The sequence below is a fragment of the Companilactobacillus sp. HBUAS56275 genome, assembly GCF_036913655.1.
Classification (GTDB): Bacteria; Bacillota; Bacilli; order Lactobacillales; family Lactobacillaceae; genus Companilactobacillus; species Companilactobacillus pullicola.
Genome location: NZ_JAYKKK010000001.1, coordinates 309,798 through 331,767, shown reverse-complemented (window position 1 = coordinate 331,767; position 21,970 = coordinate 309,798). Strand labels below are relative to the sequence as shown.

The following is a 21,970-nucleotide window of genomic DNA, read 5'->3' as shown; positions in this document are numbered from 1 at the left end:
TAATGAAAGTCGATTTGAGTCCTGACTTTAAAGAAAAATATCGTAATTTATTAGGAGAGAGAGCTGACAAACTTTTTGACGCTATTCAAGAAGACAGTCAAGAAGCTTTTCGTCTCAATCCTTTAAAAGCTAATTTTAAAAATGTTTCTTATCCGCTGGATCACCCCATTGAATACAGCAATATCGGTTACTTTGGGGAAATCAGTGGTAATTCGATCGATCACTTATCAGGTTATGTTTACAGTCAAGAACCCAGTGCTATGTACGTAACTGAGATTCTTGATCCGAAAGAAAACGACAAGATCTTGGATCTCTGTGCTGCTCCTGGTAGTAAAACAACCTATATTGCCTCAAAAATGGCCTCTAAAGGACTTTTAGTAAGTAATGAGATAAACACTAAGCGTGCTAAGGTGTTGTCTTCTAACATCGAAAGAATGGGAATTACTAATACAGTCGTTACCAATAATTCACCAAAAGATTTTGAAAAGAAATTCGAGCAATTCTTCGATAAGATCTTAGTTGATGCACCATGTTCTGGTGAAGGAATGTTCCGTAAGGATCCGGAATCAGTTAAATATTGGTCTTTGGACTATGTAGAACAGTGTGCCAACCGTCAACAGCACATTCTCGATTCAGCCTACAAGCTATTGAATAAGGGTGGGGCATTAGTCTATTCGACTTGTACCTTCTCACCAGAAGAAAATGAACAAAATGTCGACTGGTTCTTGAAGAAGTATCCTGACATGCATCTGGTCGAGGTCAAAAAATATTCCGGTATGGAAGACGCCAAGCCAGAGTGGGGCAATGATAATCCTGAATTAGCCAGAGCTTTAAGAATGTTTCCTGATCGATTTAACGGTGAAGGACATTTCATGTGTAAGTTGGTCAAAGATGGCGAAACAGAAGAACCCCGAGATCGTCAAATCAATACCAATCTGAAAAAAGACGATATCAAGTTTGTTCAAAAATTTGCCAAAACTAACTTAACGAGCTTGTCTGAAAATAACTGGTTACACATCAGTGACTTCTTGTATCAAGCCGCTAGTCTAGATAACCGTTTCAAAGGATTACACATCCTAAGAAATGGTCTAAAACTGGGAGAATTCAAAAAAAATAGGTTTGAGCCCGATATCGCATGGATATTGGCACTCAAACCTGAAATGTTAAAAACTGTTTTTGAATTAAATGATGATCAATTTGAAAAATACCTACACGGCGAATCGATCATTTTAAAAGAACGTCCTGACTTTGACAACAAATGGATCGGTTTATCTTATCAAGGTAAAATATTCAGTTGGGGACGTTACAGTAATTCCCAAATAAAAAACGTCTATCCTAAAGGATTAAGACGGTAAAATAATGTTACGTTGTTTAGCGTAATTGACTAAGTTCTCATCGAAAACGATGGGAGCTTTTTTGATGTCTGCAATTGACTTAGCGCCAATAGCGGCCATGATCAATTTCAATTGTTTAATGAATTCCTCAAAGAAAATTTCGGTTTCACTTAGAGAGTACTTCTGCAAGTGATGCAAGACTAAACCAGACATACCCACAGCACTAGCACCCATACGAATAGCTTTGATGACGTCCATTGGTGTACGAATACCACCAGAAGCAAAAATCGTCATCTTATTTTGATAGGGGATAGATTCCAAGAGTGACTCGACAGTTGAAAGTGAGAATTGATCTAAATAAGTTAAGTTCAATTCATGATTACGGGCACTTTCAATCTGGGCAAAGTCAGTTCCGCCAAAACCTGAAATATCAACATACTTCACGCCAACTTTATAAAGGTCAGAGAGATTGTCCTTTGACAAACCAAAACCAACTTCTTTAACAATCACGGGAACAGTGACAGAAGAGACGATTTGCTTGATATTATCCAACCACATGAACTCTTGATCGCCTTCAGGCATAGCTAATTCTTGTAAAGCATTCAAATGAATCTGTAGGGCATTAGCTTTTATCAAGTCGACAGCTTGTTGGGCTTGTTGAGCATTAACTTTAGCAGAGACATTGGCAATCACGAAACCTTCAGGATCATTCTCTCTCAAAACAGAAAAAGAATCCTGAGTTTCTGGCAGACGAAGATAGACACCCATCGAACCACTGGATACCGGGATATTCAATTTGTGAGCTAACTGTGATAGCTCAGTATTAAATCTGGTCGATTGTTTAGATCCACCAGTAATTGCGTTGAAGTATATAGGTAAAGCCATTTTCTGATTAATGAAATGGGTTGAAAGATCAATCTGTTTCAAACTCAATTCAGGTAAGGCGTTATGTAGTAATCTAACGCTATCGAAATCAGCAAATGACTCGTCTGTGAAGTATTTTTCAGCTAAGAAAAGATGTTCAACTTTACGTTGAATTTGGGCATCTTGTTTAGGCATGAGCAATTATTTCTCCGATTTTTAAAGTAAGAGGGGTAATTCCAACCTTTTGCCACTCTTTTTTCAATTCAGCAACGTTTAATTTCTTATCGCTTAAGACGATTCCACAATCGCCACCGCCGGCACCAGAAGTTTTAGCGGAGCCACCGAGTTTTTCAGCAATGTCGCAAAGCTTAGTTAGAAGGTCTGTTTCAATGTGAACATCACTGAATTCAGCTAAGTCATCTAGGAGGTTACGATACTTGCTGAACATTTTTTTGATCAGTGCAGAATCGTTGTTCTTGAATCCTTCAATCAATTGTTCAACATTTTTACGACTTTCTTGTAGGAAATGTTGATACTTTTCAACTTTTTGAGCTTTGGTTAAAGCAATCCGATCAACCAAGATGGAAGTTGAAGCAGGGGAACCAGTCCAGCCAACTGTCAATTCGAGATCTTCTGGTAAATCGAGGCTTTGAATTTTTAGTTCTGGCCAGTCTAAAGATAGAATCTCAGTAATACTGTGATTACGGATCATGTTGAAGATCCAGTTACGGTCGGGAGAATAGTAAGCTACGATACCACCAAAGGCACTAGCAGCAATATCTCCCAAACTTCCATTTCCTTGAACGGATAAGTGTGAGATGGCAGCAATTTTATAAATATCCATCGCTGACAGATTTAAATGATAAAAATCACCTAGAGTTTTCACTACGGCGACAGTTACGGCTGCCGATGAGCCTAAACCATACTTTTTACCATCTTGGGAATCAAGTTCACTTGTTACTAACAAATCGTAGTAACTTAGTTTTTTACCACGTTCTAGGGCGTACTTTTCAATGAACTTGATCGCTGCCAGAATGTACTGCAATTGACTTTCAGAGTCATCAAAGACCAATTCAGTTCCTTGACGGTTCCAGTGAATGAGTTCCTTATTTAAGTTTTTTGACTGGATCGTTCCACCATTTTGAGTTTCGTTAACTGTAACGGTAACGTACTTATTTACGGATGTAAGAACTGCGGGAAATCCTGTTTCGACGACAGCATATTCTCCAGCCAAATATAATTTTCCAGGTGCTTTTCCTGTAGACAAAAATATCATACCTTTCAATTAATATCAGATGTATTGGATGCCACTACCGATGTTAGCAACAACGCAAGATACATTGGATAATTGTTCCTCAATGTATTTTTGAACCTTCGCAATCGATTCCTTCGTACATATAATTTTAACATTTGGACCGGCATCAATTGTAGCATATGCGAGGATGCCTTTTTGACGTAATTCTTGAATTATTTGAAAAATTTGAATCGTCTCTGGTTCAAAATATGTGAATGAAGGATTAGCTGAAAGCGTTAAAGCATGCATGCTCATAGCATTATGTTCGGCAATTTCTCCAATTTTTTGGATATCTTTTTTAGCAATTGCTTGCTTAATTTCTTTTATCTCTGAAGCCACTAGTGTAACCCAATTTGGATAAAAAGGGGAGGTCTTGACGCTATTTTCCATCCCTACGGTAGAAGAAATCTTTTTACTACCCTTATTTATAACCACAGATAATAACGTTAAATCAATTTGGGGATTTTCGTCAATAGGCGTCGCAAAAGAAGTCTCGTTGTTACTTCCAGCAATCCATTCGACAAATCCACCATAGATCGATCGACTAGCAGATCCAGAACCATTACGTGCTAAAATTGAAAGTTCTTTTTTGTTCAAATTTAATTGTTCAGTCTCATTAATAGCTGCAGCCAAAGCCGCAAACCCGGAGGCTGAAGAAGCAAATCCGGCCGAAGTAGGGACATGATTGACCGTATCCACAACAAAATGGTCGTCGAAACTATAAAATTTCCGAACGACGTCTAAATATTTAAGAATACGTTTATTTTGATTTTCATCTAGCAAATTGTGGTTTAAGTAAACCGTATCGTGATCACTGTCAGAAATTGTCACTTTAGTATCCGTATAAAAACGATCCAACGTTAACGAAAGACTATTGGTGTAGGGTAACTTCAAGGCTTGATCCTTTTTACCCCAATATTTGATCAAAGCAATATTTGTAAAAGCCCGTGCTGTTCTAACCAATGTCCTCATCCTCCGCATAAATTGATAATGGTTGAATCCAAGTCTGTTCGGCGCCTGACTTGATCAGTGCTTTTTGGATCATCTGGGCGTTCTTCAAATTTCTAGCCAGACAAATAATACAGCCACCACGACCGCCACCAGTGATCTTACTGCCCAAAGCTCCAGCGTGATTGGCAGCTTCAATCAGTTTATCAGTTTTGGGGATAGCTAAATTTAATTTGGTTAAAGCTTCATTTGCTAGAGTGAAAACCAAACCTAATTTCTTCAAATTGCCTTTAGTTAAGTAATCACTCGCCTGAGTAGCGTAGTCGCCTAATTGTTGTAAGTAAGCACCGATTTTTTTAGGATCCTGGTCATACATCTTTTTGACGTCGGCAACAGTCTCTTTAGTGCGTCCTTTAACACCAGAATCAGCAATCACAATAAATCCATCGGAATTAAAATTAAAGTGCTTAGGAGCCACATTTTTGCCAAACTTAATAGGATCATCAGAACTGACTGTTAAAGCATCTAAGCCGCTAGCTTTTCCGTGGGTAACAGTCTCAGACTTGTTGACGTAGTCTAACAATAATTGATGATCCAAATCCTTTTTGAAAAAGTCGAAGAAGGCTCTTGTGATAGCCGCAGCGATAGCAGCTGAGGAACCCATGCCTCGTTCGATCGGTAAACCACTATCAATGTTGATGGTGTAGTTAACTTTGTCAGCGTTTAATTCTGAATCGAGCAAGTTGACTAAATATTTTACGCCTGATAATGAATCAGGGATTTTATCTATTTTTCCCGCATAGTACTTTGAGATCAAAGAATTTTCTTTACTTTGCTGCATTTTGACAATCACTGGAGTACTCAACAAGGGAATCGCAAAAGCAGGGTAGCCATAAACCACCGCATGTTCTCCCATTATAATCGTCTTCCCATGACTTTTTCCTATTCCTTTAAGCACATGCTCACCTCAATTTCTCTAAGTCTTTATTTTATACATCTATTGATGTGATTTCCACTTTCTAACGACCAACTATGATAGAATTTTTTCGGGTGATGAATAATGACATTAAATTTTGTACTGGGTAAAAACCAATTTGATCATCATAAAAAGATGATGGAGTTGTTCCAAGAGGATTATACCAAGGATCCGACCGGACAATTCTTCTTTTTAGTACCAAATCATATAAAATTCGAATCAGAAGTCAATATTTTAAAATATTTTCAAAAAGATAATGATTCTTTAATCGCAACTAACAATGTCCAAACTTTTTCGTTCTCACGACTAGCTTGGTACTTTTTGCGTGACAGTAGCGATTATAATTTAGAAACATTAACGCAAACTAAATCAGCGATGTTATTGAAGAATATTGTTCAAGAACACAAGTCTGAATTAAAAATCTTTGCCGGAATGATCGACAAACCGGGCTTCATTGACCAAATGATCTCACAGTTCGATGAATTCATGAATGGACAAGTTCAGCCTGACGATATTGATTTAGCTTTGAATTCAGATCAACAAGGGATCTTTGTCGATAAAATCAAAGAATTGAACCTTATGTATACAGCTTATTTGGAACAAATTCAAAATTACAATACTAATGACTTCCAATTAAACGCACTGGCAGATTTTTTAAACACTAAAATTGGAACTTCACACTATTACTTTTATATTGAAGGCTTTTCATCCTTTACAGCGGCTGAATGTAACTTAGTTAAGTCAATGTTAATCAATGGAGGCTGTCTAAACATTTCTTTAGTTTTAGACCAACCAGTGTTTGAAACAACTGATGAATCAGATTTCTTTTTCCGTCCCGCTGCGACGTATCAACAACTACACGAGCTGGCTAAACAGAATCGAATCGTAACTAGAAATCATTTTGCCGATACTAAGAGAATCAGTCCGGATCTAAGTAAATTAGAAGATTACTGGATTGAATCTAATATCGGTGGCATCAAACCAAGTGGATTAGACAGTCAAAACTCAGTTCAAATCTGGAAATGTACTGATAAACAGACGGAGGTCTCAGCCATCAGTACTTATATTCGTCAATTAGTGGCTACGCAGGATTATCGTTATAAAGATTTCTTGATCGTGGCTAGAGACTTGTCCGAGTATGGCTCGTTTATCGAATCCTTCATGGAAAACAATCAAGTGCCATACTTTATTGATTTACAAAAGAAAATGGCTAATCATCCCTTCAAACGTCTGATTGATCTATTATTTGCAATCGTGAATCGGGGTTTACAAGTGGACGATGTCATCAGTCTTTTGCGGACAGAATTGTTGATACCTGAAGAATTTAAAGATAATATCCAGGCCTTTCGTCAAGCAGTCGATTTAACTGAAAATTACGCTTTAACTAATGGAACAACTAAACGAGGCTGGATGGGACCTGACTTCAAACCAGATGTGCAATTAGACCCAGTGGTCGATAAAATCAAAATTTCTGAATATCAGTTGATCAACCAAATTAAAGATTTCGTCAAAAATATTTACAGTCAATTGGAAAAATTCGTTAAAAAATCACATTCTTCCATTGATAGTGTCAGTTTCTTGTATAACTTTTTAGAGAAGAACCGTGTCTTTGAGACATTATTGTTGTGGCAACAACAGGCCACCAATCAAAAGAATTTAACGTTGGCTAATCAGCCTGAACAAATTGTTAATCTCTTCAATCAAATTTTAGACGAGTACGTATCCGTCTTTGGTGAACGTGAATTCAACTCGAAAGACTTTATCGATATTTTGGATGCGGCTTTTGAAAATGCGACTTACTCCCAGATTCCTTCAACTTTGGATGCTGTCAGTATCTCAGAAATTGGGATGATTCAACCTAATAATCGTAAAATCACCTTTATTCTTGGCTCAACGACTAACAATATGCCAGGGACAACTGTTTCTAACGATATCGTGACTGACGATGAACGTCTTTTCTTAAATGATGGGTTAACTGATGGCAAATATCTGAATGAACCGGATGAAGTTATGAATAACTCGGAGCCATATTTGCACGATATTACCTTTACCACTGGTTCACAACGTTTGATCTTCACATATCCTAACTTCACTGAGGATAACAAGCAACAAGATCTATCCAGTTACGTGGTTCGAATCAAAAATCATTTCCGCTTGGATGAACAAATGGTGCTTCTGAATCCTTCAAGCGATGACCAATCTGAAAATGAAGTTATTCGTTACTTAGGTTCTAAGGCCTCTAGTTTGAACTATTTGATCCGTGTATCACGTTCAGCGTTGGATAATAAAACTGACATTCCAGATGCCTGGAAATATGTTCGCCAATTTCTATTGAATGAGGAACCAGAAACTTCCGAATTTGCTTTAAGTTCTTTGAATTATCAAAATATTCCGCAAAGTTTGAATTTAGATACGGTTGAAGCCTTGTACGGTAAAAATATCAATGTGTCGATCTCTCAATTAGAGACATTCTACATGAATGAGTACGAATACTTCTTGAAGTACGGTTTGAGATTGAAACCTAGACGACTCTTTGAAATCACGCCGGCACAAACAGGATCGATTTTCCACGCTGTGTTGGATAGTTTGGTGAAGTATTTACATCAAGAACAGGGCCGTTCTTTACGTAACATGTCTGATGGCGAGATTCAAAATCTAGTTAGTGATCTGTTTATAGAACAAATTGATTTACCAGAGAATCGTATTTTTAATTCTTCGGCACGAATGCAATACATCGCTGACAAGTTAAGGACAACTTTGATTCAACTGGTTAAGAATATGAAGTTGCAATTCTTGCGCAACAGTTCAGAACCAGAAAAATCTGAGGTTACCTTTGGTCGTATCAACAACAAACAAGACTTACCAGGACTTTCTTATCAAATTCCTGGCGGTCATTTGGTGAATGTTCGTGGAAAAATTGATCGAATTGATGAAATGATTCTCGATGACATCACTTATTTGACAATCATTGACTACAAATCAGGAAATAAGAGTTTTGATTTTTCACAATTCTTAGACGGTATCACCATGCAGATGCCAACTTATATTCAAAGTGTTATGAACAATCTGCATCTTTTGACTGATCGAGAAAATGCCAAAGTCGGTGGCGCTTTGTATGAACATATCCAAAATCCACTAATTACGTTGGATCGCTCGTTGATCAATACTAAGTCCTTAGAAGAGTCCGAAAATATTCAAAATAGCGACATCCAAAACAAGATCTTTAAGGAATTCCAATTGAATGGTTTGTTAGTCAATGATGAGGAATTACTCGCTAACATTGATACTCAAGCACTGACGAAAGCGGGGAAGGTTTCTAAAAATTCACCGGTTGTTAAAAAAGGAACTAACAACGTTATCTCACAAGAAGATTTGTTCCGAATCTTGAATTACAACGATCATTTGATCCGTCAAGCTGGAGAAAAAATTTATTCCGGTAAGTTGAATTTGAATCCTTATCGATACGGACAAATGACAGGCTTACAATATAGCGACTATCGTCCGATTTTCGAATTCGACGCGATGTTACCAGAAAACGACTATCACGATGTCATTAATTACAATAAAGAGAATGTTATTAAAGAAATACAAACTGTTTTAGAGGATGGTGAAGAGGATGCCTAAATGGACTGAAGATCAAGAAAAAGCCATTTATCATCGTGGACACGATATTCTTGTTTCTGCGGCGGCTGGTTCTGGTAAAACAACCATCTTGATTGAACGAATCGTTGAAATGCTAAAAGATGGTGAAAATGTTGATAATCTCTTAGTAGCGACTTTTACCGACGCTGCGGCATTAGAGATGAAAGAGCGTCTTCTAAAACGAATCAAGGAATTAGTCAATGATCGAACTTTGGACGCGGAAACGCACAAACATCTTCAAAAACAAATCTTCCGGATACCGATTGCTAATATCAGTACTTTGCATGCCTTTTGTTTAAGCATCATCAAAAAGTTCTATTACGTTATTGATTTGGATCCTAATTTTCGTTTGTTAAGCGATACAACGGAACAGTCGATCATGAAAGAACAGGCCTACGATAATTTACGTAATAAGTATTATGACAAAGACGATGCGGACTTTATCAAATTAACCGATAATTTTACTGATGACCGCAGTGATGATGGCCTAAAAGACGTCATTTTTAAGTTGTACGACTTTGCTATCACTAATGCGGAGACACAACAGTGGTTAGATGATTTGATTACAAATTATCAGTTCGACGACAGTTTTTCTGATTCCAATTTTTATAAAAAAGATGTCGTTCCTCAATTGAAACAACGTCTAGAACAGTTACGAGAAGTAGCTAATCAGGGAATTGATTTGGCTGATACGGATGAATTAACAGCTAAGTCACTCTTTGCGACATTTAAGACCGCTCAAGAAGATCTGGGCAAATTGGAAGATGAAGTTGGCGCTAAAAGCTATTCTGATATTAGAACTGAGTTATTGGGCTTTAATCTAAAAAAAGCAACTAGTTTGAAAAAGGATGACAAAGAGGGAAATGATCTCTCTACTTGGGAGAAAGCTAAAAAAGTTCGTGATAAGTTAAAACGCCAAGTTGATCAGTTGTTTAATGATTTCTTCTTGCAGTCAGAAAGTGGCGTGCAGGAATCATTGATCCAATCTCAAAGCATTATTGCCAAATTGGTTGAGGTCGAACGTGGATTTATCAAAGAATATGGTCACTTGAAGAACAATAGTCATGTTTTGGATTTCAATGACTTGGAACACATGGCTGTTAAAATCTTGCAAAGTCCTGTAGACGACCATATGGTGGCTCTTGATTACTATCAGACTAAATTTCATGAATTAATGATCGATGAGTATCAAGATGTCAACGCGATGCAGGAAAAAATCATTCAATTACTTTCAAATGAGAATAACCATTTGTTCATGGTGGGGGATATTAAGCAGTCAATTTATGGCTTCCGTCAGGCTGCACCATATATCTTTGCTCAAAAGTATGAAGACTTCCAAAGTGACGCTAACACTAGTGAATTAATTCAATTATCAAAGAATTTCCGTTCTGCCAAGTCAGTTGATGACTTCGTTAACCGTATTTTCAAACGAATTTTCGATAAAAAGATTGGTGATATCGACTATGATGATAAATCTAAGCTGATTCCGGGAACTAACTTTCCAGATAGTGTCGACAGTGAAAATGAATTCAATCTGTTGGTCAACAATGATGACGAAGATGTTGAGAAACGTCAGACCTTGATTGAAAATGCTGCCAAACGAATCCAAGCCTTAATTAAGGATCAATATCAAATTTACGACGGTAAAAAGGATCAGATGCGGACTATTAGGTATTCTGACATTGCGATTCTTTCTCGTACTAAGGAAAATAACACTGATTTGATTTCTTACTTTGCCAAAGCTGATATTCCGATCATGGTGACTGATGCACAGAACTATTTCCAAACGACCGAGCTGCAAATCATGATGTCGATGTTGAACATTATTGATAATCCTTATCAGGATATTCCATTAGTAGCGGTATTGCGTTCGCCAATCGTTGGATTGAATGAAGAAGAACTAGCTGAGATTCGTCTCGTGGATAAGCAAGAATTCTACTTTACTGCTTTAAGTGAATATTTACGTTCAGAAATAGCTAAAGATGAGATCAAGAATAAGGTTCAAGCTTTCTTATTACAGTTGGAAAACTACCGTGACTTCGCCAATAAGAATTCGATCGCTCGTTTGATTTGGAAGATTTATCAAGAAACTGGTTTGCTGGAATACGTCTCAGGAATGTCTGGTGGTAAGCAACGTGCTGCTAATCTGCATGCCCTGTATCAACGTGCCAGTGCTTATGAAGAGATGAACTATAAAGGCTTGCATCAATTTATTAATTTTATTCAACGTATGCAGGATCTTGATAAGGATCTGTCGCAACCTAACAGTATTGAAGCAACCGATGATACCGTGAAAGTAATGACTGTCCACGCTTCTAAGGGCTTGGAATTTCCAATCGTGATCTATTTGGATATGGCTAAACAATTCAACAAACGTGATTTTCAGGGTCAAACTGTTTTTGACACTGACCAAGGAATTGGAATCACGCTCGTTAATAATCAGACTCGCTTGCGATACCGTACGCTTCAACACAGTGTTATCAGTAATTTACGTAAGGTAGCGACAACTTCTGAGGAAATGCGGTTACTATACGTAGCTTTAACCCGTGCTAAACAAAAATTGATTATGTTTGGCTTCACGAAAGATGTCGAAGATACCATCAATACTTGGGATGAAGTTAGTCCTAAAACTGGCGTTATTAACGAAGCCTTGCGTTTAAAGGCCAATAACTTCCAAGACTTAGTAGGAATCAGTACTTTGTCTGACAACGATCGTGAAGATGTCTCTGAAGAACTTTATACGAATAAAACTTGTAATCTGGTTTTGAAGTTGATTTATCCGGAAGTTAAAGATGATGTAGCTTCAAAAATCATTATTCCTAAAAAGGCTCCTGTAGAACCATCAGATTTATTCAAGAAGACAGTTAAACAGTTGCTTGATTTTAATTATCGATATCAAGAATCCGTTGATACAACAGCTTATCAATCTGTTTCTGAAATTAAAGGTTTGTTTGCGGATCCTGATGAAGATGGGATGGCTGAAGATTTGTTGGAAGATAAATCCCGTTATAATTTAGGGTCATTTGCCAAACCACAATTTTTGACGAAAACAAAGAAAGTGACCGCTGCCGAAGTTGGTAGTGCCACTCACTTAGTTTTACAAAAAATCAATCTCGATAAAACGCCAACGATTGCCGATTTTCAAGAATTGATCCAACAGATGGTCAATGAAAAACTGTTGACGGACGAGTTGGCTGAAAAAATTGATTGTCAGAGTTTGGCTGACTTTTACCAAAGCAACTTAGGACAAACGATTGTTGAACATCATCAAACTGTCAGTCGAGAATTTCCTTGTTCAATTTTAATGCCAGCACAAAAATTGTTTAAAAACTCGTCAAAAGACTATTCTGTTAACGATAAAATATTAGTTCATGGTATTATTGATGGAGTGATTGAATTAGATCATGGAATAATAATTTTTGACTATAAAACTGATCGGGTGACTGATCAGAACTTTGAAGAATTAGTCTCCAAGTATTCCGGACAAGTCAATTTATACGCAGAAGCTATTTCTGTGATTAAGAACAAACCCGTCGTGGGTAAATATCTTTACTTCTTGAAAGTCAATAAGGCTATTGATTTGCAAGAAAAATGAAGATGAGAGGTGAATGATTTGAAAAATTCTTACGCTGTTGTTGATCTAGAAACAACCAATTCTAATTGGCATGACAACGGGCGTATAATTCAATTCGGCTGTGCCCTTATCGAAAACGGTGAAATAACACATATCTATGATCAAAAGATCAATCCCAAGGTGCCGATTCCTAATCGAATCACGGCGCTAACAGGATTGAGTGACGACGATGTTAAAGATTCACCAACATTTGAAGAAGTTGCACCTGATATTTTTAAACTTTTAAAAAATCGAGTTTTTATTGCACATAATGTGAATTTTGATTTGACCTTTTTAAATCGAGAACTTAAACGTATCGGAATGAACCAACTCAATGTCAAAGCAATCGATACTGTTGAATTATCGCAAATACTTTTTCCAACCATTAGTAGTTACAAACTACAAGATTTAACGCATTATTTAAGCATCACACACAAGAATCCCCATAGTGCTAACAGTGATGCCCATGTTACTGCTGAATTGTTTTTGATCCTTTTGAAACGAATTCAGCAATTGCCAATTCCAACGTTAGAGATGCTGGCCAAATTTGGTAAGAATACGATTCGAGAAACTAATTTAGTTTTTAAGACCATTCTAGAGGAACGTCAGAAGAATTCTCGCTCTTCAGTATTACCAGCATATCTGTACGAAAAGAATGGTTTGATTTTACGAAAAAAGGATTTTCATGTCAGTGAGAGAATCGATCACACGACTAAATATCCGCAAACTCGTGAAGCTAAAAAAGAATTACTGGATGGTATCTTAGATTATCGTGTCAACCAATCGAAGTTGATGGATAATATTTATCACACTAGTCAACACCGTGACAAAATTAAGAAGTGGAATCTGATTGAAGCACCAACTGGCGCCGGAAAAACTTTAGGTTATCTCTTGCCACTGTCTTATTTGATCAACGTTGACCAAAAACTCGTTATCGCAACGACAACCAAAGTCTTGCAGCAACAGATCGTCGAACAATCGATTCCATTGCTGAATCAAGTTACTAATAATGAATATCACGCTGAGATAGTTAAAAGTAGTTATAACTTTATCGACTTAGACCGCTTTTATGAAGCACTAGATAACTATCGTTTACACAGCCATACCGCCATTTTAAAGATGAAAATCCTCGTTTGGCTGACGATGACGACAACTGGAGATTTGAGTGAACTACATTTAACTAATTACAATAGTCCTTTGTTCAGTATTATTCGTCATCGTGGTGAACCAAAAGAGAATACCGTCTTTGGTAATGATGATTTCTGGATGTATCAACAAAATCGTTATTTAGAGTCGAAAATTTTGGTAACCAATCAGGCCTTCTTAGCTCGACATTTAGACAGTCAATTCTGGGGTAAGAACTCTTATTTAGTAATTGACGAGGCCAATCACTTTGCTGGTAGTTTGCGTAGTGCTAGTTCGCCAACAATTGATTTCTTGAAGTTGAATGAATACGTCAAGAAGATCAGTGACATTCTTTATCAAAACCGGGTAACACTACGTTATGCCTTTACTGAAGTGACGACACAATTGTGGAATTATCAAGATTTACAAGGAATGGAAACGCACTTTCAGGCCATTGATGAATTGATGCAACGTTTGGAATACAACATCTTTGGTACTTACGTTCAAAATAAAGTGAAGTTTAAAGATCGTGAGAACTTCGTTTCACTGTTGGATAGTAATCATAAATTTGGTCAGAATAATCCCAAATTAGTTGAATTGTTATCCGATTTGATTGTTGAATTGTCACTGGTGTCAAATCGTGTTGAGACATTATTTGATCAATATAATTTCCAAAAGAACTTTATCTCGGTTGAATTGTCTAAAGTTATTTCGAATTTAACGATCGAGAACAATAAATTGCGTGACGTTATTTTGAATTTAGATGATTTATTGCAAGCGATTCAGGAGAAGGATACCAAATTCGGCGTCCAAATTGACATGCGTGATTACTACGAAGTCAATACACTCAAGATCAGTTGGCGCCAGTTCGATATTCAAGGTTTAATTGAAGAGACTACTGAACGTTTCAGCCAGATTTTCGCTATTGGGGCGGCTATTACGATTCAAAAGGACTTTTCACACTTTATTTTGGATACGCAATTGAATCAAAATCAGATCAATCAGATGGTGATTTTGCCCGATGCCAATAGTATTTCTAAGAATAGCAAGATCTATTTGCCAGCTGATTTGCCTGATATTCAGACTTTAAACAGTGAAGAGTACTACGCGATGGTGACTAAATATATCGTTGATATCTTAGATAACTTGGATCATCAAACTATGATTTTGTTTAATTCGTTGAATACTTTGAGTAATGTGTATGATCGTTTAATGGAAACTGATGTCAAAGAGAAATGGGAGATTCTAGCTCAAGGAGTTACAGGATCGAACGAAAAGATCAAGAAGCGTTTTGCTATTGGTCGACGTTCTGTTTTACTTGGTGCCAATTCCTTCTGGGAGGGAGTCGACTTTCCTAAGAAGATGCTGGAGATTTTAATTGTTACGCGTATTCCGTTTGAGTCACCTGAACAACCAGATGTCAAAATCAAACAGGATATTTTGAAGGAACAAAATCTCAATGTCTTCAAGGTTGATTCTTTACCAAACGCCATTTTGCAGTTACGTCAAGGATTGGGACGTTTAGTCAGAACACCAACTGATCGTGGTGTCATTTTACTATTAGATAATCGCATTTTAACTAAGAGCTATGGCAAGACAATTCTGGATTCCTTACCAAAGGGATTGCCAGTTGTTAACGAAGATATGGATACGATTAAAAAAGATATAAATGAGTTTTTGAATTAGCCAAAAGATTGCTATACTATTCTGGTAACTGAGAAAAGGAAGAACTTTCATGAATAGAAGTACAAAAGTTTTATTGACCATATCTCTGATCGCACTTGCTATTGTTTCGGTATTAACATATTTAAATCTTTCATTTGCACCGTTCTCGAGTGCAAAGTCACAAGCTAATGATATTGCTAAGGAAAAAGCGGGAATTGTTCAACCGGATTATTTCGGCAATTACACACGCCAAAAACAATATTATGCGGTTGGTGGTTTGACTAAAGGTCAAAAATATCGTTATATTATTATCAATGCTAAAAGCGGTAAAACAGAAATAGTCAACAAGAATACAGCGCCTGTACGTCAAAGCGTTATCGAGGATGTAGCCCAACGTTATGGTGCCAAAAAGATTTTGCATATCAATTTGGGACTATACAAAAATAAACCAACTTGGGAAGTAGCTTTCCAAAAGAAAAATGGTAGTATCGGCTACAATCTGGTCGATTTTCGTACTGGTAAAAGTGTTCAAATAATAAATAATATTTAAATCAAATAAAAAAAGTCGAGATTTGTGTTCTCGGGCTTTTTTTGTTAATTGGAGTAATTAAGTATGGAAGATGAATTATTCAATGCATTCGTAGATAGTGGTAGCACCAGTATCAATAATTTAATTTTACAAAACTATCATAATTTGGGAATGACGGAAAAGGACCTGATCGTCTATTTAGCTTTGTCCATGTATGCCCAAAAAGGTGTTACTTTCCCTATGGCAAAGGATTTAGCTAAAAACACGGGGATGGATGAAGCCAGTATTTACACGATTATTCAAGGCTTGATCAAGTTAGGCGTGATTGAATTGAAGACCATCATGGATCATCATCAACAACGTGATATTTATTCGTTGACTCCAATTTATCATCGAATCAAGAACTTATTGCAACAAGAACAGGCTTCGAATCAACAGAATCGCTTGATGTCTGAGACTGAAGAATTATTCAAGAAAATTGAAGTTGAATTTGGCCGTCCCATATCGCCAATCGAACAAGAACAAATTCATCAATGGATCGATGACGACCATTACAGTGTTGAATTGATTGATCTTGCTTTACGTGAAGCAGTGTTGAATCAAGCTTATTCGTTAAAATATATGGATCGTATCCTAATTAGTTGGGAAAAGAGTAATATAAAGACAGCAGAACAATTACAAGATCGTCGAAAGAAGTTGGGATATTAATGTTAAAAGATGAACAGATAGTTTGGGCTATTCGTCAAATGGAAGACGATGTCGGACCCGTCGGACCATCATTAGATTCAAGGACACCCTTTCAATATTTGATTTCCGTAATTCTTAGCGCTCAAGCAACTGACGTTTCTGTCAATAAAGTTACGCCAATTTTATTTGCAAAATATCCAGAACCCAAGGATCTGATGAACGCTAAGGTTGAGGACGTTGAACAAATTATTAAAAGTGTTGGTTTATTCCATAACAAGGCCAAAAATATTATCAAAACAGCCGGGGTCGTTCATACGAAATTGAATGATGTTGTACCCGAAACTAGAAAGGGTATTATGGAACTTCCTGGAGCGGGTCGAAAAACGGCTAATGTGGTTTTAAGCGATGTCTTTGATCAACCGACCTTTGCTGTCGATACGCATGTTTCAGCCATTTCTAAACGACTCCATTTTGTTGACGAAAAGGCTAATCCCTTGCAAGTTGAGAAGAAAATCGTCAGTGTAATGCCAGCACAAGAATTGCATCAAGCACATCACACGATGATCGAATACGGTCGCAAGTATTCAATGAAGGTTGATCCTGCTAAGGAAACTAACCAATTGATCATCAAATGTGATGAATTGAACGCTGAAAATGAAAAGAGTAATTAAACAAATAAAGGAATACCGAGACTATTGGATGTCTTCAGTATTCCTTTATTTGTTATGATTTTTAAAAACATTCATTTTTTTGTTAATGAATATTTCAGTAATGAATCAACAAGATCGACTATTTTAATATTTTTTTCAAATGCTATTTTTTTCAATTCCTTGTAAGTAGACTCTCTTACTTGTACAGGGTGTGTCTTCTCATTCTTATCCTGCAGGATTCCATTTTGAGATTTAGTAGGCACTCCTAATCCAGCGTTTATTTGATCTAGAAAATCTTTTGACATATTTATTCCTCAATCCTAGTTAGTTCTTCGTTCAATATATTTTGATACATCGTTAATACACGATTATCCCAAATTCCATTTGATGAAATCCCATCCTCAGTAAAACTTTTTATTCTTTCCTGAAACCACATTGGATTTGACATAATTGCATCACCAAATTTAGATTTAGCATCGTTTATAAACAATTGATTGTCTTTAGATGAAGGATTACCACGCGTTATATACAATAATATTCCTGATACAGCATAATTTGTCTTGAAGTTACGCTTTGTCTTTGTTAAGTATTGCACGTCCTTAGTAAAGTTAGTATATGATAACTTTTGGTTTTCTAAAGTAAGAAAAATATTTGTGCCTGCCCTAAGGGCATCATTTGCAATATTTGACTCAGTACTCGGCATGTCTATAATAATATATTTAAAATTATATTTGAGGTTAGATATAGCTTCGGAAATGTAAGAAATTTTCTCCTTTTTATCTGGGGAAGGAGACCATAAGTTAATTCTCCAATCTCCTGGGATTATCGACAGGGCATCGTTTACTTTAATAACGCTATTCTTGAAATCCATTTGGGTTAGGCCAGTATAAATTGTATTTTCCGGATCAATGTTGATTTTTGTAGTTTTAGATATCATTTTTGTTGATGTCATGGAAGGATCCAAATCAATTAATAAAGTTCTTTCTTTCATTCTTCCCAGTAAAAATGCAAAGATAGCATTCATTGTCGAGCGGCCGGTATGTTCTTTAAAACCAAAATTAATTAAAACATGTGGACTCAAATTTATAACCTCGTTTCAAATATACTTTAACTTCTTGAATTAATTTAAAAATATCATATTCTAATTATAAAGCAAATGTTATATAGGCCGTAGTCTTATACCTGTTATTTCTGTTAATAAAAAAAGATAGATACTCTTTATTGTAAATCTGTACGAACCACAGATCATTACATAATTAGAGTATCTATCTTTTTTATCTACTCATTACTTAAATCCTGACTAGTCGTTGAACGATCAAATATCTTAAAGAATGGATAATACCAAGCAATAGAAAGAAAAATTTCAATTATATTCCAAACGGCCCCTTGCCACCCAGAAATTAAAAATCCAGCAATGATTGGGGGAGTTGTAAACGGAATATTAGTACCATTTGCATAAGGAACTAAACCTATGGATGTAACAAACCAGCTCAAAGATCCAAATACTATAGGTGACAAAGCAAATGGAATCATCAGAATAGGGTTAAGAACAATGGGTAATCCAAATATTAATGGCTCGTTAATATTAAAAATACTTGGCGCTAATGATAATTTTCCCAATGTCTTTAATTGTTTTGACTTTGCAAAATAAGTACATAATATGGCTAACCCTATAGTACAGCCAGTTCCACCTAATTTAATATAATTAGCATCAAATTGAAGATTCATAATATGTGGAATTGCTTTTCCGGCGGCAACGGCAGCCTGATTTTGTGTTGTTAAAGTTAACCATATTGGAGTCATGACTGAATTGATAATACTTGGTCCATGTAATCCAAAGGTAAAAATCAAAGCTTCCAAAAATTCAACAAGCATAGTTGCTCCATAAGACGCCCCAACTTTTAACAAAGGAGTTTGAATTAATTTATCTACGAATCCCTGAATTGTTGCAAAGCTAGTCATGCTGAATAAGATTCTTATAGTTACAGCGATAATTAGAATGACGGCCCCAGGTATTAATGCTGAAAACGAATTGCTTACCATTTCTGGAACACTTGAAGGCATTTTAATACGCCAATCATGTTCATAAAATATACTTAAAAGTTTAACTGTTAATAAAGTGACAATTATGCTTAAAAAAATACCTGTAGAACTAATAGATACAAGGTCAATTCCTTCTGCTCCAGTTTTATCCTTAATCGTAGGATTTAGTGTGAAAAATGCAGCAAATGAAAGAATGATTGCTTGAATATCGTCAACACCTAAACTTTTGGCAAGACTCTTTGCCATTCCAATAACAACGTAAATTACCATGATATTCATTGTCATATTATATGGAACAGTAAAAAATACAGTCCAATTTTTACCAAAAATTGATGACATCAAATTTGCATAACCTGCTATTGGTAAATTAGCAAATAGTAAAAAGATAGAACCAATAATTAAAATTGATGTGGCACCAAAGAATCCATCACGTACAGCCGATAGCCATATATTTTCATTTAGCTTATCTGCAATTGGATTCAATTTATCTTGAAGCCAATTGACTAAAGTATCTAGAGTTGAATTTTTTTCTTTATCCATTGTATCCCTCCTATGTAAGCGCTTCATTCAACAATGCTTATTCTAATCAAAAATAAAATCTTGTCAAATAAAAATTATAAATTATTTTTTCTTGCAGAGTTTTTGCAAGGAGATTATACTATTAATGATTTGAAAACGTATACAGGAGGAAATTTATTATGACAAAAACAATTATGTTAGCATGCGCAGGTGGAATGTCCACTTCACTACTTGTAACGAAAATGAGAGAGGCAGCAAAAAAAAGAGAAATTGATGTTAATATTTTTGCTACAGCAAGTGCATCAATTCCTGAAGAAGTTGAGAAAAATAATCCTGCAGTCATTTTATTAGGCCCACAAATAAAATTCCAATTACATAAAGTAGAAAATGAGGTGGAAGTACCTGTAGATGTGATTGACATGAAAGATTACGGAACAATGAATGGTGATAAAGTACTTTCTTTGGCGTTATCTAAAATTAAATAATAAAAGAGGAAATTTTATTTTGGCATTAAAAAGTGATTTTTTATGGGGTGGAGCAGTTGCAGCACACCAAGTAGAGGGCGCATGGAATGAAGATGGAAAAGGAGACAGTATCGCTGACCATCTAACATCTGGTTCAGTTAATCAGGGAAGATGTATTACGCCCATAATATCAAGAGATAACGTATATCCGAATCATTTTGGAATTAATTTATACCACTCATATAAAAATGATATAAAATTATTTGCTGATCTTGGATTAAAGTGTTTTAGAACATCTATAGCGTGGACAAGAATATATCCTAATGGTGATGATGATGTGCCGAATGAGTCTGGGTTAGACTTTTATGATAATTTATTTGATGAACTTAATAAGAACGGCATAGAACCGATAGTAACTTTGTCTCATTTTGAGATGCCATACGGTTTAGTTAAGAAGTATGGAGGATGGAAAAATAGAAAATTAATTGATTTTTTTGTTAAATTTGCACAAACAGTATTCAAACGTTATAAACATAAAGTTAAGTACTGGATGACTTTTAATGAAATTAATAATCAGTCGGATTTTCAAAGTAAATTAGCACTATATTCTAATTCAGGTATAATGGGATGCTCTTTAAAAGATTCTGAAAAAATAATGTATCAGGCTGCACATTATGAATTAGTTGCAAGTGCAAGAACTGTTATTACGGGTCATGAAATTAATCCAAATTTCAAAATAGGATGTATGTTGGCAATGGCTCCTATATACCCTTCGACACCTAATCCTAAAGATATATTCAAAGCTGAAAGGGCTAATCAAGCAAGGTATTGGTTTGGAGATATTCAATGTCTTGGTATTTATCCTGAATGGTTGAAAATTTATCAAAAACAATCAAATTGGAACTTGGATATAACTCAATCTGATTTGGATATACTAAAAAAAGGAACTGTAGATTACATTGGATTATCTTATTACATGTCAATGACAGTAGAGGCTGATAATCATGAAGATCCATACTATACATTTTATGAAGAAAAAAATAAGATAAAGAATAAATATTTAAAAGAAAGTGAATGGGGATGGCAAATTGATCCAATAGGGTTACGTTTTTCGTTAAATTGGTTAAATGATCGTTATCATAAACCCTTATTCATTGTCGAAAATGGATTGGGAGCAAGAGATACGGTTTCAAATAAAAATGAAATTCATGATCAATATAGGATAAATTATTTAAAAGCACACATTTTAGAGATGGAAAAGGCAATAATATACGATGGAATCGATATTGTCGGCTATACACCGTGGGGAATTATTGATTTAATATCCGCTGGCACTGGGGAAATGTCCAAACGATATGGGCTTATTTATGTGGACCAAAATGACAAGGGATATGGAACTGGGAAAAGATTATTGAAGGACTCTTATTATTGGTATCAAGCTTTAATAAAAAATAATGGAATAAAATTAGAAGAGTAATGTACACATCAGAATTTGTCAGTAAATACAGTCATAATATTAACTTCAAAATCAAATAGGTTGTATGATAACGGCAAGCAGAATATATCTGTATTATTTGCTTCAAAATATCGAGAAGGGGGAACGGGTTTTGTCCGGTC

Annotated in this window: 16 protein-coding genes; 9 read left to right on the top strand and 7 right to left on the bottom strand. The window is 35.8% G+C overall.

What is annotated here, in order from left to right; genetic code table 11:
* Positions 1–2: 2 nt before the first annotated feature.
* Positions 3–1,355 (top strand): RsmF rRNA methyltransferase first C-terminal domain-containing protein, encoded by a 1,353-nt coding sequence (locus U8526_RS01505; protein WP_334340200.1) that lies wholly within the window; start codon positions 3–5, stop codon positions 1,353–1,355.
* Here U8526_RS01505 and fni read toward each other — a convergent pair.
* The 4 genes from fni to mvk are packed head-to-tail and all read right to left on the bottom strand — an operon-like array spanning position 1,344 to position 5,398.
* Positions 1,344–2,393, bottom strand: coding sequence for a type 2 isopentenyl-diphosphate Delta-isomerase (fni, locus tag U8526_RS01500; RefSeq protein ID WP_334340199.1), 1,050 nt, complete (start codon positions 2,391–2,393; stop codon positions 1,344–1,346). The two genes, U8526_RS01505 and fni, sit on opposite strands and share 12 nt — an antisense overlap.
* Entirely contained in the window at positions 2,386–3,474 is a 1,089-nt protein-coding gene (locus U8526_RS01495; RefSeq protein WP_442886180.1) for a phosphomevalonate kinase, read from the bottom strand. Before U8526_RS01495 ends, fni begins: the two co-directional genes overlap by 8 nt.
* Before the next feature lie 15 nt (positions 3,475–3,489).
* Positions 3,490–4,455 (bottom strand): diphosphomevalonate decarboxylase, encoded by a 966-nt coding sequence (mvaD, locus tag U8526_RS01490; protein ID WP_334340197.1) that lies wholly within the window; start codon positions 4,453–4,455, stop codon positions 3,490–3,492.
* On the bottom strand, positions 4,448–5,398 hold the full coding sequence (gene mvk / locus U8526_RS01485) for a mevalonate kinase (protein ID WP_334340196.1): 951 nt from the start codon (positions 5,396–5,398) through the stop codon (positions 4,448–4,450). The genes mvaD and mvk overlap by 8 nt, the downstream gene beginning before the upstream one ends.
* 102 nt (positions 5,399–5,500) lie before the next feature.
* On the opposite strand from mvk, the gene U8526_RS01480 reads away from it, so the two are divergent.
* The 6 genes from U8526_RS01480 to U8526_RS01455 all read left to right on the top strand — a co-directional run bounded on the left by U8526_RS01480 (position 5,501) and on the right by U8526_RS01455 (position 17,348).
* The gene (locus U8526_RS01480) at positions 5,501–9,040 is read left to right on the top strand and encodes a PD-(D/E)XK nuclease family protein (RefSeq protein ID WP_334340195.1); all 3,540 of its coding nucleotides are present in this window, start codon (positions 5,501–5,503) and stop codon (positions 9,038–9,040) included.
* On the top strand, positions 9,033–12,653 hold the full coding sequence (gene addA, locus U8526_RS01475) for a helicase-exonuclease AddAB subunit AddA (protein WP_334340194.1): 3,621 nt from the start codon (positions 9,033–9,035) through the stop codon (positions 12,651–12,653). The genes U8526_RS01480 and addA overlap by 8 nt, the downstream gene beginning before the upstream one ends.
* 18 nt (positions 12,654–12,671) lie before the next feature.
* On the top strand, positions 12,672–15,482 hold the full coding sequence (locus U8526_RS01470; protein ID WP_334340193.1) for a helicase C-terminal domain-containing protein: 2,811 nt from the start codon (positions 12,672–12,674) through the stop codon (positions 15,480–15,482).
* 49 nt (positions 15,483–15,531) lie between these two features.
* The gene (locus tag U8526_RS01465) at positions 15,532–16,011 is read left to right on the top strand and encodes a hypothetical protein (protein ID WP_334340192.1); all 480 of its coding nucleotides are present in this window, start codon (positions 15,532–15,534) and stop codon (positions 16,009–16,011) included.
* 63 nt (positions 16,012–16,074) lie between these two features.
* A complete protein-coding gene (locus tag U8526_RS01460; RefSeq protein WP_334340191.1) occupies positions 16,075–16,698 on the top strand; it encodes a DnaD domain protein in 624 nt (207 codons plus the stop codon).
* On the top strand, positions 16,698–17,348 hold the full coding sequence (locus U8526_RS01455) for an endonuclease III domain-containing protein (protein ID WP_334340190.1): 651 nt from the start codon (positions 16,698–16,700) through the stop codon (positions 17,346–17,348). The genes U8526_RS01460 and U8526_RS01455 overlap by 1 nt, the downstream gene beginning before the upstream one ends.
* Before the next feature lie 71 nt (positions 17,349–17,419).
* On the opposite strand, the gene U8526_RS01450 is transcribed toward U8526_RS01455, so the two are convergent.
* The 3 genes from U8526_RS01450 to U8526_RS01440 form a co-directional block, all read right to left on the bottom strand.
* A complete protein-coding gene (locus U8526_RS01450; RefSeq protein ID WP_334340189.1) occupies positions 17,420–17,632 on the bottom strand; it encodes a hypothetical protein in 213 nt (70 codons plus the stop codon).
* Between the two features lie 2 nt (positions 17,633–17,634).
* Positions 17,635–18,408 carry a ParA family protein gene (locus tag U8526_RS01445; protein WP_334340188.1) on the bottom strand — a complete coding sequence of 258 codons (774 nt, stop codon included), beginning with the start codon at positions 18,406–18,408 and terminating at the stop codon, positions 17,635–17,637.
* Positions 18,409–18,605: 197 nt separating this feature from the next.
* Positions 18,606–19,910, bottom strand: coding sequence for a PTS sugar transporter subunit IIC (locus U8526_RS01440; protein WP_334340187.1), 1,305 nt, complete (start codon positions 19,908–19,910; stop codon positions 18,606–18,608).
* A 158-nt stretch (positions 19,911–20,068) separates the two neighbouring features.
* Between U8526_RS01440 and U8526_RS01435 the strand changes: the two genes are divergently transcribed.
* Together U8526_RS01435 and U8526_RS01430 are read left to right on the top strand one after the other, a co-directional pair.
* Positions 20,069–20,374: a PTS sugar transporter subunit IIB gene (locus U8526_RS01435; RefSeq protein WP_442886178.1), complete on the top strand. Its 306-nt coding sequence runs from the start codon at positions 20,069–20,071 to the stop codon at positions 20,372–20,374.
* Between the two features lie 19 nt (positions 20,375–20,393).
* Entirely contained in the window at positions 20,394–21,830 is a 1,437-nt protein-coding gene (locus U8526_RS01430; protein WP_442886177.1) for a 6-phospho-beta-glucosidase, read from the top strand.
* Positions 21,831–21,970: the final 140 nt, after the last annotated feature.

What these genes read in the sequence shown, in the direction of transcription:
- U8526_RS01505 (WP_334340200.1), top strand. Translation starts at nt 3, where the DNA reads ATGAAAGTCGATTTGAGTCCTGACTTTAAAGAAAAATATCGTAATTTA.
- fni (WP_334340199.1), bottom strand. Translation starts at nt 2,393, where the DNA reads ATGCCTAAACAAGATGCCCAAATTCAACGTAAAGTTGAACATCTTTTC.
- U8526_RS01495 (WP_442886180.1), bottom strand. Translation starts at nt 3,474, where the DNA reads ATGATATTTTTGTCTACAGGAAAAGCACCTGGAAAATTATATTTGGCT.
- U8526_RS01480 (WP_334340195.1), top strand. Translation starts at nt 5,501, where the DNA reads ATGACATTAAATTTTGTACTGGGTAAAAACCAATTTGATCATCATAAA.
- addA (WP_334340194.1), top strand. Translation starts at nt 9,033, where the DNA reads ATGCCTAAATGGACTGAAGATCAAGAAAAAGCCATTTATCATCGTGGA.
- U8526_RS01465 (WP_334340192.1), top strand. Translation starts at nt 15,532, where the DNA reads ATGAATAGAAGTACAAAAGTTTTATTGACCATATCTCTGATCGCACTT.
- U8526_RS01460 (WP_334340191.1), top strand. Translation starts at nt 16,075, where the DNA reads ATGGAAGATGAATTATTCAATGCATTCGTAGATAGTGGTAGCACCAGT.
- U8526_RS01455 (WP_334340190.1), top strand. Translation starts at nt 16,698, where the DNA reads ATGTTAAAAGATGAACAGATAGTTTGGGCTATTCGTCAAATGGAAGAC.
- U8526_RS01450 (WP_334340189.1), bottom strand. Translation starts at nt 17,632, where the DNA reads ATGTCAAAAGATTTTCTAGATCAAATAAACGCTGGATTAGGAGTGCCT.
- U8526_RS01440 (WP_334340187.1), bottom strand. Translation starts at nt 19,910, where the DNA reads ATGGATAAAGAAAAAAATTCAACTCTAGATACTTTAGTCAATTGGCTT.
- U8526_RS01435 (WP_442886178.1), top strand. Translation starts at nt 20,069, where the DNA reads ATGACAAAAACAATTATGTTAGCATGCGCAGGTGGAATGTCCACTTCA.